Genomic DNA, 16,595 nt, shown 5'->3' on the forward strand with positions numbered 1-16,595 from the left:
TCAGAATAATTACACTGCTCAACCTGCCTGACATTAGAATTCTTCCCATTCTTCGCTCGCACCATAGTTTGCTGTTGTCTTAGGTACATTTGCGGATTGTGATGGCTCTGTACTTTTTGCTTTTGCAACAGGGCGACGAGCAGGTGCCTGTTTCGGAGCTTCATCTCTATGAGATGGTTTTGGTGCAGCTGATTGTGTTACCTCAACACCCGTCTTAAAAAAAGCCATCATTTGTTCCAGACTTTTCACCTGCTCATCAAGAGACTGACTCGCCGCAGCCGTTTGCTCTACTAAGGCAGCATTTTGTTGGGTCATTTCATCCATCTGTGTCACGGCTTGATTGACCTGCTCTATGCCAGACGCTTGCTCAGCACCAGCAGCGGCAATTTCAGAAATAATATCGCCAACCTTCTTAGCGCCTTCGACAATTTCTTCCAGGGTTCGGCCTGATTCATTTACCAGCGTCGATCCTTCGCGAACTTTTTCACCACTATCGTTAATAAGCTCTTTGATTTCTTTCGCTGCTGCGGCAGAACGCTGTGCCAGATTACGCACTTCTGAGGCAACCACGGCAAAACCACGGCCTTGCTCACCTGCTCGGGCAGCTTCAACCGCCGCATTTAAAGCCAGTAAGTTGGTTTGAAAAGCAATTTCATCGATAACACCAATGATGTCGGCCACTTTTTTACTGGATGCACTGATAGCAGACATGGCGACGATAGCTTCTTGAATAACCGTGCCGCCTTTCTCAGCTTTCTCACGAGCACCTAAAGCTAACTGGTTTGCCTGGCGGGCATTATCAGAGTTTTGTTTTACTGTACTGGTTAACTCTTCCATGCTGGCAGCGGTTTCCTGCAATGATGAAGCTTGTTCTTCAGTACGCTGACTCAGATCTAAAGTCCCTTCTGAGATTTCACTTGCTGCTGTAGAAATGGTTATCGTCGCGTTTTCTACTTCAAACTGTAATTGTTTTTGTTTGGTAATATCAGCAGCGTACTTAACAACCTTATAGGGCTTACCATTTAAATCAAGAATCGGGTTATAACTGGCCTGTAACCAGACATCATCCCCACTTTTACTGATCCGCTGATACTGATCAGAGTCAAACTCACCTCTGTTTAGCTTGGCCCAGAACTCGTTATAAGCCGCACTTTGAGCCATTTGAGGTGGGACGAATATCCGGTGATGCTTTCCTATGACTTCATCTTTTGAATAGCCGACAACAGACAAGAAATTATCATTGACGTCAATGATAGTGCCATCCATATCGAAGCTGATAACACCCATCGATTTATCAATTGCATTGAGCTGGCCTTCGGAATCAGCTTTTTCTAACTTACTTGTCGTGATATCTGTTGCATATTTAATCACTTTGATGACTTTGCCGCTGTCATCAAAAATTGGGTTATAGCTTGCTTGCAACCATATTTCTCGTCCTGATTTGCCTACACGCTTATATTCACCACTATCAAACTCACCACGATTAAGTTTTGCCCAGAAATCGGCATATGCTTGACTCTGCGAATCTTGCGGCGACACAAACATACGATGATGTTTGCCTACGACTTCATCATAAGCGTATCCGACCACCTGTAGAAAATTATCGTTTACATCAATAATTATTCCAGAAGGTTCGAGAGTAATAACACCCATAACCCGGTTAATGGCATTTAATTCATTTTGAACATCAACCGCGTTATTGTTTTTAAGATCAGCCATTTCTCTTTCCTCCACAGGAGAAGCTCCTGTCGTCATTTTTGTAATAACGTTATCAAGTGTCTCGTTCCACGCTGTGGCAACAGGTTCTGACCACATTGATTCAGCATATTTTTCTAATACGTTTAATAAGCACCTTTTAACAACGTAGTAATCTGCTTCTTTTACTCCATAGTTAATGTGGCGTTTTCCTAACTCTGTTAAATAACTATCCAGTAATGCGGGGTGACGCAGGTTTTGTACCAATAAAACCAGTGCCGCCAAGAATTTTTTCTGCTGCCCTTGTTCTGATACACCTTCAAATAGCTTTTTAAGTTGTGGTTGTTGCTGAAAAAGTCCGGTATAAAAGTCAGCGACAAGGTATTCCCCTCGGGCTGCAATGGGAGTGAAACTTTCTTCCACCAACTCGATTGATGTTTTAGGGGCTAGCTTTGTTTCTACTGTCTGTTCAGGTTCTTCCTGATGCTGTTCTGTTGAGTCGATAACACGGGCTGCTGGTTGATCGTTTGTGGTCAACCACGCTAAGGGATCATTTCCCAGCACGTTTTTACTCTTGGCCATCAGCCGCTCTCCTGTTTAATACATCACTAGCCAAGGAGAAATAATCCTCTGCACCCGAACTCTTTTTTCGATAGTCAAAAATTGTTTTACCAAAACTCGGGCATTCCGCTAACGCCACATTTTCACGTATAGGTGTAAACAAGACTCTGCCAGGAAAATATTTAAGCACGCGTTTTCGTACTTCGGCTGTCAGTTTTCGGCGTAACTGCATTCGCGTTGATACCAGCCAGAGCTTAATACGGTGGCCTGATATTTCTTCTGAACGCTTAAGAATTTGCATCATTCGAGATAAGCCCTGTAAAGACAGATAATCTCCGGAAACAGGCACAATCAACTCGCTGGAAGCAAACATGGCATTCACCCCCAGTAAGCCAGACGATGGTGGGCAATCTATCAAAATAAAATCATAGTCAGACAGTGAGGATGCCTCGATCGCTTTTCGTAAGCGATGTCCACGTTCAACGCCTCCTTCATTAATGTGTTCGAACTCATTTAAACGTGGACCTGCGGGCACTAAATCTAAACGATCGCGGGCGTGTAGCTTTACAGTGTCAATCGCATCACCCTCTAATAAAACAACATCAATACCCATCTGCTGATTGTCAATCCCCAAACTCGTTGCAACTTGTCCTTGAGGATCCATATCAATCACCGCGACCTGCTTACCTTGTAAAGCAAGTGCATGACCAAGATTCACCGTGGTGGTGGTTTTTCCAACTCCACCTTTCTGATTCATAATGGCAATAATCCGTACTTGGCCAGAGGTCATTATTAACCTACCTGTTCTACACTGAGTAACTTGTCGACATCCAGCAGCATCAACATACAATCATCGATATTAGCGATACCTTTGATGAAGCTGGTATCAACCACACTTCCCAGGTCTGGCGCTACGGATATCATTTCCGGCCGGACATTTTGTGCATCTGACACGGCATCAACCACGATGCCGACAATACGATCGGTTATCCCTTCCACTTTTAAAACAACCACTACCGTTGTTTTTGTGTAAGGATTGAAAGGCATATCGAAGAGCAACCTTAAATCAACAATCGGGACAATCAAGCCACGAAGATTTAATACACCACACACATGCTCAGGCGTATTAGGGATCGGGGTCACATTGTCCCAACCTTTAATTTCCTGGACACGAAGGATTTCTACACCGTAATGTTCATCTTCTAATTCGAATGTCAGATATTGCTGAGCGCCATCATCAACACCATCAGTAATATTAATGATATCGAGTATTTCATTTTCTGCATTCATGTCAGACATACCCTTAAGCCACTCTCGCTGTCGAGATCTTTTTCACCAAAGTGGGTTCTTTATGCATGGTCATTAAACCGGGGATATCCAGAATTAATGCCACCGTGCCATCGCCAAGAATTGTTGCTCCAGCAACACCTTTCACTTTACGGAAATTCGTTTCCAGGCTTTTGATAACGACTTGCTGTTGTGCTAATAACTCATCAACAAATAAACCGACTTTATAATCTTCACAATCAACGATAACGAGCAAACCATCTTCTAAATTATCAATCCCACCCTCAAGATTGAATACTTTTGTAAGCCGAATCAGCGGAACATATTCATCACGGATTTTGTACAGTTCACCTTTACCCGTCACTTTATTGACTTTACTTAAATCGACCTCAACAGATTCAATAATTGAAATCAAAGGAATGATGTAACGCTGATTAGCAACCTGAATAATCTGGCCGTCCATAATCGCAAGAGTTAGCGGTAGACGAATAGTGAAAGTAGAGCCAATACCAGGGGAAGACTTGACCTCAACAACACCGCCAAGACTGTTAATATTTTTTCTGACCACATCCATGCCCACACCACGGCCTGATAAGTCACTGACCTGATCGGCAGTAGAAAAACCGGGCAAGAAAATGAGTTCATGAATTTTGTCAGGGGATAACGATTCATTTGGATCCACTAAGCCTTTTTCAATGGCCTTACGTAGAATTTTCTCTTCGTTTAACCCCGCACCATCATCGCTGATTTCAATAACAATATTGCCGCCCTGATGATAAGCATTGAGCTTTAACATTCCCGTTTCGGGTTTATTCGCCGCCAGGCGTTTTTCAGGCGTTTCTAAACCATGATCCAGTGAATTACGAACAAGATGAACAAGAGGATCACCTATTTTTTCCATCACTGTTTTATCAAGTTCAGTTTGCTCACCAGTGAGTACTAACTCAACTTGTTTGCCTAATTTGCTGGTCATGTCATGCACCAGCCGCGGGAAACGGTTAAAGACGAAACTGATTGGCAACATACGAATTCGCATAATGCTTTCTTGTAGCTCACGCGTATTACGCTCTAATTGCTCAAGTCCATCAATCAATTGCGGCAACATACTCACATCGAAATTATCACCAATCTGTCCGAGCATTGACTGAGTAATGACCAACTCACCAACCAGATTAACCAGCGAGTCGACTTTATCGGTACCAACACGAATAGAAGCATCCGGAGTAACCGCTTTCTTTTTAGGCGCAGCTTCAGTTTTTGCCTGTGTGGGAGGAGTAACCTCAGTTGAAGTAGCTGCTGGAGCTTCAGTTGCGGTTGGGACTTCGGTTGTAGTTGGTGCTTCAATTGCGTCAGGTACTTCTTCAGTTACGTTAGGAGCTTCGGCTGTTTCAGCCTCCATCAATGAACTGTCAGGAACCACAGGTTCATCAATATCTGCCTGTTCTGTTTCTGGCTCTGGTTCAGCTGTCGTAATAGCTTGTTCGTCATCAGCCTCATATTGTTCAAGCCGCTCAATACTTAACTCGCAGTCGCCATCGACCCATTCAAACACTTCATTTATCGCTGCTTCATCAACATCACCCGATAAAGTCAGCTCCCAGCTCAGGTAACAACTTTCCGGATCAAGATCGGTAAATGGAGGTAATTCCTCCTCATTCACCTCAACAGATAAATCACCCAGCTCGGCTAATTCATGAAACATCCGAATAGGCTCATTCCCTGTCTGGAGCAAATGAGGTAACGGTTTGAACTTAATTAACCAGGTTTGAGCTTGGGTTTGAGTTTCAGGTTGTACTCCACTGTCAGCTGTTTCAACCTCAATACTTTCAGCAGCAGGCGGCAGCTCCTCTTCTGTTGTGGCTGACTCTGCTGCAGAACCGTGTAATATCTGCTCAAGTGCATTAGAGACTTGTTCAGCTTTTTCCGTATCAATGTCTGAACCATCCTGAACAGCCGTCAGCATTTCACGTAATGTATCTACGGCTGAGAGTAAGGTCTCGATCACATCGTGACTTGCTTCCCGTTGACCATTACGGATTTGATCAAGCAGTGTTTCTAAGCCATGTGTGAACTCGGAAATATTATTGAAGCCAAAGGTACCAGCCCCACCTTTAATCGAGTGTGCTGCACGAAAAATACCATTGACTGTGTCATCATCGGTTTCGCCCTGTGACATGCTAAGCAAGCCACTTTCCATAATATCGAGACCTTCGAAGCTTTCTTCGAAAAACACACTATGAAATTGTGAGACATCGATACTCATCTGACTAACCCAAGACTTTTTTCACCGTCGCTAACAACTGCTCCGGATTAAAGGGTTTAATCAACCAACCTGTTGCCCCTGCAGCACGACCTTCTTGTTTCTTTTCAGGTCCCGCTTCGGTAGTAAGGACAAGAATAGGGGTAAATTTAAAACTAGCTAACTGGCGTAATTGTCGGGTGAGTGTTAACCCATCCATTACCGGCATATTGACATCGGTTATCACTAAATCAAAAGATTGTCTTTGAGCAATATCCAGCGCTTGCTTTCCATCATCTGCGACTGTGACTTTGTGCCCGGCACCTTGAAGAGTAAAGGTAACCATCTGTCGCATTGAAGCAGAGTCATCGACTGCAAGAATATTCGCCATAACAAAAAGCTCCTTGTCTCAAAATGAATTTTTATTGTGCATAAAATGCTTTGATACCTAAATTATCGACAGCATCAGAAAAAAGTTGACTGGGACTTGACCAAATAACAACTAGTCCTTGAACTTGAGCATCTCGATGGAATGCATAAAAAAGCTGGATAACAGCCGTATCAATACGTTCAATTTGACTTAGATTAATTTGAATAGCCTGACCTTCAGCCATCGCCATTAACAATTGCGCGTATAAATCTGCCGCTTGTGCAATGGTGACGGATTCCGCACAGTCGACTTCGATAATTGTCTCAGCCATATTTCTGCCTCTGTTAATAAAAACGGGGATGAATACGCATCGTTAGCAACCCTAACGCCTACGTCAAACCGTTGTTATTCATATCTTTCAAATGATATCGGCCGGCTTCTCAAAAAAATTATCCTAATTTTGTCTGATTTTCTAAATCGAGTGCTTTTATTTCTTTCGGTTTCTCAGCCATACACCATTTGTATGCTCATCCGTTTCAGCTTGTTCTCTTTTTAATTGTTTCTTGAGTTCTGTTGCTTCATATCTCGCCATCAAAGCATCGATCGCTTGTTCTTTATTTCGGGCCTGCAACCAAAGCTGTTGTTGCTGTACCACTTTTTGATTGGCTGATTTGACCTGGGATTCCTGGCTGAGAATAGCTTGATCTAGTTTGGCTAAAAAGCTTCTCAGATCAAGGGCTTTTTTGGCAGTCATGACCATCGGGTCATCTTGTCGAAATCGGGCTAAATACTCGGCCCGATATTGAAGGAGATCATCCAGCTGGAATTGCTCCTGCTGGAGTAAGGCATTTTGTTGGCCAAGTTTTTGTAACTCGGACTCTGTCGCTTTCCGAGCCATTTCGATAACAGGATCAAGTTTTCGACTACGACTCATTTATCAACTCCACCTTGAGCAATAATATTAAAAACGTCGGGTATTACTATCCATCAACATCGGTGTCTGTGCCACATTCTGCTGTTGGTTTTGTAATTGATTTCTTAACTCAAGCACTTGCTTCAAACGCTGATCACTTTGTTGCCAGTTGACCGCTTCATTCATGCCTTGTCTCAATAATTGTCGCAGGGCAGGAAACATAGCTATGGATTCATCAATAGCAGGGTCACTCCCCTTACTATAAGCCCCTACACTAATAAGATCTTGGTTTTGTCTATAAGTAGAGTAAATCTGCTTGAATTGCTGCGCTTGTTTTAAGTGTTCTTCATCTACAATATGAGGCATAACACGACTTATTGAGGCTTCTACATCAATCGCCGGATAGTGTCCCGACTCGGCCAGTTGTCTTGATAAAACAATATGCCCATCCAATATTGCCCGAGCCGCATCTGCCACTGGATCCTGCTGATCATCACCTTCAGTTAATACAGTATAAATAGCCGTAATAGCACCACCATCAACAGCCCCATTACCAGCTCGTTCAACCAATTGCGGTAATAAGGAGAAAACTGAAGGCGGATAACCCTTCGTTGCCGGTGGTTCACCAATCGCCAAAGCAATTTCACGCTGTGCCTGAGCAAAGCGTGTCAAGGAATCCATTAATAATAGAACCTGCTGGCCTTTATCCCGAAAATATTCGGCAATGCTGGTTGCCAGCATAGCACCATGCAATCGCATTAATGGTGAATGATCGGCAGGAGACGCTACCACCACGGATCGTGCCATGCCTTCTTCACCCAGAATATCTTCAATAAACTCTTTTACTTCTCGACCACGCTCACCAATCAAACCTACCACGATGACATCGGCTTCAGTAAATCGCGTCATCATGCCTAACAACACACTTTTACCAACACCACTACCGGCAAACAGACCCATACGCTGACCGCGACCAATACTCAGCAAGGCATTAATACTCTGTACCCCAACATCAAGATGTTGACGAATAGGCGAGCGCGCCAGGGGATTCACAGGTTCGCCGTGCAAAGGCACTTTGTCATGGACTCTTAAAGGACCTTTACCATCCAGTGGTTTGCCTGCCCCATCCACCACCCGACCCAGCATGGCTTCACCTACAGGTACTTGAGAATCACTTCGTATCGGCCGGACTTTAGCATTTGGCACTAATCCACGCATATCGCCTGTGGGCATCAGGAATGTGGTTTCACCTGAGAAGCCCACCACTTCCGCTTCGATGGGCTTTTGGCCTTTGCCAATAATCTCACAGCGACTTCCCATGGGCACCTGAAAACCAACCGCTTCCAGTGTTAACCCGACCATCCTGGTCAATCGTCCTTCAATCAACACACTCTGCTCATCATCCGTATCCAATCGCTGCTGATATTGCATCAGCTTATTTTGTAATTTGGATTGGCGTTCAATATTACTCATCGTTAGCGTCTCTTTCATCACCAAGCACTTTATTGATGATGCTATTCAATCTGGACTCGACTGTAGCATCGACGCTGGTATCAGACGTTTCTAATCGCAGGCCACCACGAGTAAGTAAAGGATCTTCTATCCATTGGTACTTACCTGAATCGTGTTCTAAAGACAAACCTTTTTGGATAATGTGCAGGTCGTCAGGGTGAACATAAATTTTGAGTTGACGATCACTGATAGGCAAGGCTTCTAAAGCCGCCCGCATAGCGCCAATAACGTGTTCAGGTTGATGTTTTAGCTCTCGACGTACTAACTGGCGCGTCATGGTAATAGCCAGATTAACTAAATCTTTTTCCAGAATCTCATCTAGTTCTGTCAGCGGTTGCTGTAAAGTATTGAGCATCTGCTGAAGCTTTTCGACCTGCAACTGAATATCTTTCAGCCCTGCTTCCTGGCCATCGGCAAAACCAGCCTGGTGGCCTTCTTCATAGCCAACTTTGTAGCCTTCTTCCTGAGCTTGTTGTTGTAACGCTTCAATGGCTTTGACATCAAGAACTTGTGGAGCATCCTTATCATCCACATCCGTCACTGCGACCATTCTTGGCGCTTCCCAACGTTTTATGGCATCAGCAATTTCATCGGCAGATAAAACATCGGCTTGTTTGGTAACAAGCGTGTCATCAGACGAAGTCATCACCTGCACCTCCGCCTAGCATGATTTCGCCCTTATCAGACAAGCTTCGTGCTGTAGCAAGAATGGCTTTTTGCGCTGCCTCTACATCGCTCAAACGAACAGGTCCCATTGCTTCTAAATCATCACGCATCATTTCACCGGCACGTTGTGACATATTACGCAGGAATTTCTCTTTCAATGCGTCATCAGCACCTTTTAAAGCCAGCTGCAATTGATCTGTTTGAATTTCACGCATCAAGGTCTGCATGCCACGATCATCCACATCGATAAGGTTTTCAAAGACAAACATAAGATCTTCGATATTCTGTCCAAGATCGGGCTCGCTCTCTTTGATTTTTTCCATAATCGCCGCTTCAGAAGTACCATCAACAAAGTTGAGAATGTCAGCCGCTGTTTTCAGACCACCCACCATGGTTGACTGTGCACCCGCTGCTCCACTGAATTGTTTTTCCAGAATTTCGTTAAGTTCTGTCAAAGCAGAAGGTTGAACACCATCGAGTGTCGCAATCCGTAAGATAATATTTGCCTGATCCCTTGATGGGAATTGTGACAAAACACCTGCCGCCTGATCTGCATCCAGGAAGGAACAGACAATGGCAATGATCTGTGGATGCTCAAGACGAATAATTTCATAAATGCCTCTGGCATCCATCCATTTGAGCTGTTCCAGACCATTAGTATTACTGCCAGATAAAATACGATCTAATAAGCTACCAGCACGATCTTCACCTAATGCGCCCACCAGCATTTTACGAACATAATCGTGAGAGCCGATACCCAGTCCAGTTTCCTGTTCCACAGTAATCACAAAACTGTTTAATACTGATTGGACTTCTTCGCGCGTGACATTCTGTAAAGTCGCCATCGCCTGACCGACTTTCTGGACCTCTTTAGGTCCCATATGTTTTAAAATGGCTGCCGCTTCTTCCTCTCCGATTGAGCGTAAAAAAACAGCCGCCTTTTCAGTGCCTGTCAGTTTTCTGAGTTCTTCTGCCATTAGGCATCACCCGCCGTCCAATTCTTGACCACTTGCGCCACCAGCGCAGGGTCCTGTTGCACTAAACTTCGGACATTAGACAGTTGTTCTTCCATCTTTTCCGAACCAGTGGTCAGTTTAGCAATCTCTTCACCACTAGCGCTACTTCTGGCTAAAACTGCTTCAGGCGATAAATTTTCATCATCATTGTCAGAGACAGGCACTTTCGTCATATCTCTGAACGCTGGACGAATCACACCAAAGATAAGGAATAGAACCACAAGTGCACCGCCAACTTGTTTCGCTAAGTTCCAAACCCAAGGCTCTTCCCAGATGGGTTTTTCTGGCAAAGCTTCAACCGCTTCTGGCGCCATAAATGGGGCATTAACCACATTCAAACTGTCGCCACGTGCTTTGCTAAATCCAATCGCATCCATCACCAACGCATTTATCCGTGTCATTTCTGACTCTGATAGAGGTTGGGATGTGACATTCCCTTCCGCATCGACATTACGTTTTTCATCAACAAGTACAGCCACGCTTAACTTTCTAACATTGCCTGGCGCCATGCGGGTATGACTGATCGTACGGTCTAATTCAAAGTTACGAGTCGTACTTTTTCTGCTTGACTCCGGTGTTGTCGTTTTCGTTTCGGCGTCTGTTCCATCTGCAGCATTATCTGGAGCTGTTTGTTCAGGAGCAACACCACCACCAGGCGGTTGATTGCTCAGTGCGCCGGGCACACCAAATGGACCACCACTGCCGACACGCTCTTCTTCCTGAAGCTGTTCGCTTCTGACTGCCGTCATGTCTGGATTATAACTTTCATGTGTTTGTTCAGACATTGTAAAGTCGATATCTGCGACAACTTGAGCACGGACGCCATTCATACCGACAATCGGTGACAGGATATTCTCAATACGGTCGATATAGATCTGCTCAACTTTACGTGTGTATTCAAGTTGAGTATCACTCATCGCCACGCCGGCAGCACGTTCAGGCTGTGTTAACAAATTACCACGCTGATCAACAATCGTTACATCGGCATTTTTCATATCTGGCACACTGGATGCCACCATATGAGTGATGGCAGCAACCTGAGATTCATCCAATGTTCTGCCTGCATATAGATGTACAACAACCGAGGCGGTGGGGTCTTTACGATCACGTACAAAAACAGACTGTTTCGGAATAGCCAAATGCACACGAGCACTTCTGACATTATTAAGTTCGGCTATGGAACGCGATAATTCTTCTTCCATCGCACGTTGATAACGGGCCCGCTCAATAAACTGACTGGTTCCAAAACCTTGATCTTTATTCAGCATTTCCATGCCTAAAGCTGCACTTCTGGGCAAGCCCTCTGCAGCTAATTTCATACGCAATGTTTGCAAGTCACCTGCCGGAACCAACACGGCACCGGTAGTCGGATCTAATTTGTAATCCACATTCATTTGCTGCAAAACATCGACGACTTCAGAAGACTCCGCCGGTGCCATATTGCCAAAAAGTACCTGATAAGACGGCGTTTGTGACCACATCAGTACATAACCACCGACAGCGATACTGGCAGCAATAGCTAATAAAAATAGAACCTGCTTAACCACAGGTTGTCGTGAAATATTAGCTTGCATGGCGCCCAGGGCCGTCGTTGGCCGGGCTGCTGACATATTTGCTTGTGGGCCGGTAGTAGCAGGTGCGTTTTCCATATATTGTCTCTACTCAGAAATGTTCGTCGACTAAATCGACATACGCATAACTTCTTGATATGCCTCAATCAGCTTGTTTCTGACTTGTAAGGTGGCTTCAAAGGCAACACCGGCTTTTTCTGATGCAATCATGACGTCTGCCAGATTGACATTGGGATCGCCAAGTTCAAACGAGGTTTTTAAGTCACCTGATGTTTTTTGCAAATTATTGACTTCACCTATCGCTTGTTTCATCACGTTTCCAAAATCAACCCGACCGTTGTTTTCGGCATTATCGGCCGATAGTGGTTGTGTTGCAGGTGATGCTTGGGCTTGCAAAGCTCGCATTTGGGTAAGTAGTTGATTCGGATCGATAGCTTTGATCATGATTCTCTGAACTCCGCTTAAAAAATGACGCTGTTAGTTGCTCTATGCAGACTTCTTGCCAAGTTTTTCAGGGATCTCCACCCCCTGCTCACGGAATTTGGCGATCTTATAACGTAAGGTCCGCTCACTTATTCCCAACTCTTTAGCCGTAAGTCTCCGACTACCCTGATATTTTTCCAACATGTCGAGAATATGACGCTGCTCCTGTGAACGTAAATCATAACCTTCCACCATGGGTTTATTATCTTCCTGAACGGGCGAAATATCTGACTTGGCTTCAGCGATATCCAACTCCTGACCAGAGACTGCCTCAAAAATAATATCCTTAGCCGAAATTGAGTGACCGGATTGCAGTATCAAAGCTCGCTGTAACACATTATCCAGTTCACGCACATTGCCAGGCCATGAGTGAGACAGCAATCGAGACTGTGCTGCCTCGTCCAATAACGGCGCTACACGTCGACTGTGTCTTGCATGGCGGCTCAGTAATCGATTGGATAATGGCAAAATGTCGTCGCTACGTTTGCTAAGTGGTGAAATTTCAAGTGGAAACACGTTCAGACGATAAAATAAATCTTCACGAAAACGACCGGCTTTTACCTCGTCCCGTAATGTTCTGTTGGTCGTCGCTAGCACGCGAACATCAAGTGGGATGACTTTTCTACCACCAATCCGCTCAACTTCACGTTCTTGTAACACACGTAACAATTTCGCTTGCAGTGATAAATCCATTTCTGAGATTTCATCTAACAAAATCGTGCCATGATTGGCTTGCTCAAACTTACCGGCATAGGCTTGACTCGCACCGGTAAAGGCCCCTTTCTCATAACCAAATAAAGTGGCTTCCAGCATATTTTCAGGAATAGCAGCGCAGTTAATCGCTACAAACGGAGCAGAAGCTCTTGGTGAATGTATATGGAGATAACGAGCCAGGACTTCTTTACCCGTGCCACTTTCGCCATTAATTAACACAGTAGCATCACTGTCCGCGACGCGTTTGGCGATAGCTTGAAGCTCTTTAGATGCCTGAGCATGCGCCACCATATCACCTTCTTCTGTGCCGAGATCACTAACATAGAGTTGTACTCGCTGTAATAATTCATCGGCTTCGAATGGCTTTAATAAGTAGTCAGAAGCACCTTGATGCATAGCATCTACTGCACTTTGCACCGTACCATAGGCTGTCATCATGACCACGGGTAAATCCGGCATCATCGCTTTTGCCCGCTTTAATAAGGTATGGCCATCCATGGGTGACATTTGTAAATCACTCAATAATAAACCGACAGGTTCGCTGGCAATTTTATCCAATGCTGACTGCCCATGCTCCATTCCGGTCACACGGTATCCAGCTAACTCAAGTGTGTCGCATAAGGCTCTACGAAGATTCGCGTCGTCCTCAACCACTAAAATATTAGATGGGTTCATAAAGCGACCTCCTGCGTAACTTCTTCTGATGATGAACTTGATGATGTATAAAGAGGAAAGAACAAAGTGACGGAGCTGCCTTTTTTTGGCTCGCTTTCAATTGTTAAGTTACCTCTATGTGCTTTCACTATTGACTGAACAACTGCCAGCCCCAGACCTGTACCATTTGAACGAGTGGTATAAAAGGGAGTGAGCACTTTGTTCAACACTGAAGCAGACATACCTTCCCCATTATCATTAACGCTAATGCTGATACATTGCTCATTTTCTTCGTTGATGGTGTACTCTGCTTTTACTTCAACATGTCCCCTGTTCTCACACGCCTGACGTGCATTATTAAGAAGATTAGTAATTGCACTGATTAATGCAGACTGACTGCCATAGATATAGCCATCATTGACTTCATTTGTGACGGTCAATGTAACATTACTGTTGTCCACATCATTTTGTGCAGAAAATTGCTGCTCAAGCTGGCTTAATAGATCTTCCAGAGCAACTGGTGAGGGTGCAGCCATATTTCCGCGTGAGAAAGATAAGAGGTCACGGATCAATTGCTCCATATGAGAAAGACTTTCCTTTACCCGTGATGCAAAACGCTGCTTAACTTGTTCATCAGCCCCCTCTTTCAGTAAAGGTGAAAGATATAGCATGGCGGATGACAGGGGGGTTCTGATTTGATGAGCCAGTCTTGCTGTAACTTCACCGATGGTCGATAAACGTTGCAAATGGGAAACTTTGCTTTGCAGTGCTCGAGTATCCGTTACATCCTGTAATAAGATAATTTGTCCCGGTTCATGGCCAAGTGGATTCGTTGAGATGTGGACCAGGCGACCATCTTTTAAGGAAACATCATGACCATCACTGGGCTTGGGATCAAAAGCCCGTTCAATGACATTTACCCAACGCTCACCTGACAAAGGTTCACCCAATAGCGATATCGCTGCCTCATTGGCTTCCTGAATAAAGCCGGAACCATCAATCACCACCACGCCTGCGGGTAGCACAGCCAATAAACGACTATGACGATTGGCGAGTTGGTCCGCATCGGTATTAGTGGATTGTTGAATATGTTCAGCTGAGATATGGCTGACATTTGAAATAGTGCTGAGATCGATGTCTCGTGAAAAGGGTTGCGACTGATAATTCGATTGTTGAAAATCGTCACCCAGTGATAATTTCAGATTCATGTTTCTTGCTCCTACATGCACTATTGCATTGTATTAGAGCCTGAGCAATTACCATGCCCAAAACATAAACTATTATTTATCAAAAACTTAAATAGAAAACGTCAAAAGATCGACGTTGCTTCTTCGATTATTCAGTATCGCGTTGAATCCCGTATTTACGCATTTTCTCTACTAGCGTTGTTCTACGCATTTTCAGTTTATTCGCTGCATGAGCAACCACGCCCTCAGCATCATCTATCGCTTGTTTTATCAATAGATATTCAAGATTGGCAAGATGTTCTTTCAGATCAATACCCTCTTCTGGCAACACCATATCTTCTGGGCTAGAGGTTGAATTAACTGGATCAGAGGATGTTTCTGGCAAGGGTTTAATCTCTGGCGATGCCTCAGGTAGATTCCTTGAAGCTTCTTGCTGTGGGCCAGCGGCAATGATGCTGGTAATTTCTTCAGGTAATTCATCACCTTCTAGCTGATACTTTTCTGGAAGATCATCAAAATCGACCGTGCCGTATGGATAAAGAATCACTAATCGTTCGACCACATTCGCTAATTCACGTACATTTCCAGGCCATGGGTAACGGCATAATGAGGTAATCGCTGCTGGGGTGAGTCGAATAGTGCCTCTGTTTTCATGCTCAATACGTTTAATCAATTCATGAATCAGCAGCGGAATATCTTCTGGTCTGTCCCTTAATGCTGGCATTTCAATAGGAAAGACATTCAGTCGGTAAAATAAATCTTCACGGAACCGACCATCAGCAATATGTTCTTCAAGGTTACGATGCGTGGCGGCAATCACACGAACATTGGCTGTTTGTGTTTTATTACTGCCTACTTTTTCATAGGTTCTTTCTTGGAGTACACGTAACAGTTTGACCTGCATTGGCAGTGGCATATCGCCTATTTCATCCAGAAATAATGTGCCACCTTCAGCCATTTCAAAACGTCCTTTTCTGGCCGTTATCGCCCCGGTAAAAGCACCTTTTTCGTGACCAAATAACTCACTTTCCAGTAACTCTCCTGGAATGGCCCCACAATTGACTGGCACAAAGGGTTTATCTCTTCTGGATGAAAAGTGGTGTAAGTTACGAGCAACGACTTCTTTACCAGTTCCTGACTCGCCCAGAATGAGCACATTGGCTTCTGAGTCAGAGACCTGATCAATCATCCGCTGCACATTCTTAATGAGCCGACTATTTCCTACCAGTGACCGAAATAAGTTATTGGGTGTGCTGGGTTCAGCCGTCATCCCCCGATAGATGGTCGCCTGCTGTAATGCATTACTGAGTTGAGGGTACTTGATGGGGTAACGAATAGAACCAATGGTGCCTGGAAAGTCTAATGCTTCGCCAGATGGAGATTCAAGAACAAAGACGGGAACCCGTGAGTCGTGATTAACCAGTTCTCGAAGTAACTGCTTAGTTTGATTTTGTCCGCCGCAGTCACCCACAATGGCCATCACCACGTCATCAAGGTTTTCAACATGCTCAAACCAAAGGTCTGATTCTGAAATCACCACCGGCTGACAATTTATAAACTCAATGAGTGTGCTTAACATCTCGCATCGGTCAATATCACTTTCCACGACCAATACATTATTTACACTCATACTCACTCCATCTCTTCACTGGGTTTTGAACTGGCGATAAGCCTTGAATAACTGGAGTTAAGCATTTTCTGGCAGACATTGTCAAAATTATGACGGG

Annotated in this window: 15 protein-coding genes; all 15 read right to left on the reverse strand. The window is 44.5% G+C overall.

Features of this window, described 5'->3' with window-relative positions:
• Nucleotides 1-33: 33 nt before the first annotated feature.
• Nucleotides 34-2,277 (reverse strand): methyl-accepting chemotaxis protein, encoded by a 2,244-nt coding sequence (locus BM232_RS15195; protein WP_091712109.1) that lies wholly within the window; start codon nucleotides 2,275-2,277, stop codon nucleotides 34-36.
• Nucleotides 2,264-3,046 carry a ParA family protein gene (locus tag BM232_RS05135; RefSeq protein ID WP_091712110.1) on the reverse strand — a complete coding sequence of 261 codons (783 nt, stop codon included), beginning with the start codon at nucleotides 3,044-3,046 and terminating at the stop codon, nucleotides 2,264-2,266. The genes BM232_RS15195 and BM232_RS05135 overlap by 14 nt, the downstream gene beginning before the upstream one ends.
• Nucleotides 3,047-3,048: 2 nt before the next feature.
• The gene (locus tag BM232_RS05140) at nucleotides 3,049-3,555 is read right to left on the reverse strand and encodes a chemotaxis protein CheW (protein ID WP_091712111.1); all 507 of its coding nucleotides are present in this window, start codon (nucleotides 3,553-3,555) and stop codon (nucleotides 3,049-3,051) included.
• A 4-nt stretch (nucleotides 3,556-3,559) separates the two neighbouring features.
• The gene (locus tag BM232_RS05145) at nucleotides 3,560-5,806 is read right to left on the reverse strand and encodes a chemotaxis protein CheA (protein ID WP_091712112.1); all 2,247 of its coding nucleotides are present in this window, start codon (nucleotides 5,804-5,806) and stop codon (nucleotides 3,560-3,562) included.
• Between the two features lie 4 nt (nucleotides 5,807-5,810).
• A complete protein-coding gene (locus BM232_RS05150; RefSeq protein ID WP_091712113.1) occupies nucleotides 5,811-6,173 on the reverse strand; it encodes a response regulator in 363 nt (120 codons plus the stop codon).
• A gap of 31 nt (nucleotides 6,174-6,204) precedes the next feature.
• Nucleotides 6,205-6,483, reverse strand: coding sequence for an STAS domain-containing protein (locus BM232_RS05155; protein ID WP_091712114.1), 279 nt, complete (start codon nucleotides 6,481-6,483; stop codon nucleotides 6,205-6,207).
• Nucleotides 6,484-6,639: 156 nt separating this feature from the next.
• A complete protein-coding gene (gene fliJ / locus BM232_RS05160; protein WP_091712115.1) occupies nucleotides 6,640-7,086 on the reverse strand; it encodes a flagellar export protein FliJ in 447 nt (148 codons plus the stop codon).
• A gap of 27 nt (nucleotides 7,087-7,113) precedes the next feature.
• A complete protein-coding gene (gene fliI / locus BM232_RS05165) occupies nucleotides 7,114-8,538 on the reverse strand; it encodes a flagellar protein export ATPase FliI (RefSeq protein ID WP_091712116.1) in 1,425 nt (474 codons plus the stop codon).
• Nucleotides 8,531-9,223, reverse strand: a complete 693-nt coding sequence (locus BM232_RS05170; protein ID WP_091712117.1) for a flagellar assembly protein FliH — start codon at nucleotides 9,221-9,223, stop codon at nucleotides 8,531-8,533. The genes fliI and BM232_RS05170 overlap by 8 nt, the downstream gene beginning before the upstream one ends.
• Nucleotides 9,210-10,220 (reverse strand): flagellar motor switch protein FliG, encoded by a 1,011-nt coding sequence (gene fliG / locus BM232_RS05175; RefSeq protein WP_091712118.1) that lies wholly within the window; start codon nucleotides 10,218-10,220, stop codon nucleotides 9,210-9,212. Before fliG ends, BM232_RS05170 begins: the two co-directional genes overlap by 14 nt.
• The gene (gene fliF / locus BM232_RS05180) at nucleotides 10,220-11,908 is read right to left on the reverse strand and encodes a flagellar basal-body MS-ring/collar protein FliF (protein ID WP_091712119.1); all 1,689 of its coding nucleotides are present in this window, start codon (nucleotides 11,906-11,908) and stop codon (nucleotides 10,220-10,222) included. Before fliF ends, fliG begins: the two co-directional genes overlap by 1 nt.
• Nucleotides 11,909-11,938: 30 nt before the next feature.
• The gene (gene fliE, locus BM232_RS05185; RefSeq protein WP_091712120.1) at nucleotides 11,939-12,274 is read right to left on the reverse strand and encodes a flagellar hook-basal body complex protein FliE; all 336 of its coding nucleotides are present in this window, start codon (nucleotides 12,272-12,274) and stop codon (nucleotides 11,939-11,941) included.
• Nucleotides 12,275-12,316: 42 nt separating this feature from the next.
• Entirely contained in the window at nucleotides 12,317-13,702 is a 1,386-nt protein-coding gene (locus tag BM232_RS05190) for a sigma-54-dependent transcriptional regulator (RefSeq protein ID WP_091712121.1), read from the reverse strand.
• A complete protein-coding gene (locus BM232_RS05195) occupies nucleotides 13,699-14,889 on the reverse strand; it encodes a sensor histidine kinase (protein ID WP_091712122.1) in 1,191 nt (396 codons plus the stop codon). Before BM232_RS05195 ends, BM232_RS05190 begins: the two co-directional genes overlap by 4 nt.
• 127 nt (nucleotides 14,890-15,016) lie before the next feature.
• Nucleotides 15,017-16,498 carry a sigma-54 dependent transcriptional regulator gene (locus tag BM232_RS05200; RefSeq protein ID WP_091712123.1) on the reverse strand — a complete coding sequence of 494 codons (1,482 nt, stop codon included), beginning with the start codon at nucleotides 16,496-16,498 and terminating at the stop codon, nucleotides 15,017-15,019.
• Nucleotides 16,499-16,595: the final 97 nt, after the last annotated feature.

Source organism: Methylophaga sulfidovorans (assembly GCF_900114205.1).
In the GTDB taxonomy this organism is placed as follows: Bacteria; Pseudomonadota; Gammaproteobacteria; order Nitrosococcales; family Methylophagaceae; genus Methylophaga; species Methylophaga sulfidovorans.

Excerpts from the sequence above, each read along its gene's own strand:
- BM232_RS15195 (WP_091712109.1), bottom strand. The coding sequence starts at position 2,277 with ATGGCCAAGAGTAAAAACGTGCTGGGAAATGATCCCTTAGCGTGGTTG.
- BM232_RS05135 (WP_091712110.1), bottom strand. The coding sequence starts at position 3,046 with ATGACCTCTGGCCAAGTACGGATTATTGCCATTATGAATCAGAAAGGT.
- BM232_RS05140 (WP_091712111.1), bottom strand. The coding sequence starts at position 3,555 with ATGTCTGACATGAATGCAGAAAATGAAATACTCGATATCATTAATATT.
- BM232_RS05145 (WP_091712112.1), bottom strand. The coding sequence starts at position 5,806 with ATGAGTATCGATGTCTCACAATTTCATAGTGTGTTTTTCGAAGAAAGC.
- BM232_RS05150 (WP_091712113.1), bottom strand. The coding sequence starts at position 6,173 with ATGGCGAATATTCTTGCAGTCGATGACTCTGCTTCAATGCGACAGATG.
- BM232_RS05155 (WP_091712114.1), bottom strand. The coding sequence starts at position 6,483 with ATGGCTGAGACAATTATCGAAGTCGACTGTGCGGAATCCGTCACCATT.
- fliJ (WP_091712115.1), bottom strand. The coding sequence starts at position 7,086 with ATGAGTCGTAGTCGAAAACTTGATCCTGTTATCGAAATGGCTCGGAAA.
- fliI (WP_091712116.1), bottom strand. The coding sequence starts at position 8,538 with ATGAGTAATATTGAACGCCAATCCAAATTACAAAATAAGCTGATGCAA.
- BM232_RS05170 (WP_091712117.1), bottom strand. The coding sequence starts at position 9,223 with ATGACTTCGTCTGATGACACGCTTGTTACCAAACAAGCCGATGTTTTA.
- fliG (WP_091712118.1), bottom strand. The coding sequence starts at position 10,220 with ATGGCAGAAGAACTCAGAAAACTGACAGGCACTGAAAAGGCGGCTGTT.
- fliF (WP_091712119.1), bottom strand. The coding sequence starts at position 11,908 with ATGGAAAACGCACCTGCTACTACCGGCCCACAAGCAAATATGTCAGCA.
- fliE (WP_091712120.1), bottom strand. The coding sequence starts at position 12,274 with ATGATCAAAGCTATCGATCCGAATCAACTACTTACCCAAATGCGAGCT.
- BM232_RS05190 (WP_091712121.1), bottom strand. The coding sequence starts at position 13,702 with ATGAACCCATCTAATATTTTAGTGGTTGAGGACGACGCGAATCTTCGT.
- BM232_RS05195 (WP_091712122.1), bottom strand. The coding sequence starts at position 14,889 with ATGAATCTGAAATTATCACTGGGTGACGATTTTCAACAATCGAATTAT.
- BM232_RS05200 (WP_091712123.1), bottom strand. The coding sequence starts at position 16,498 with ATGAGTGTAAATAATGTATTGGTCGTGGAAAGTGATATTGACCGATGC.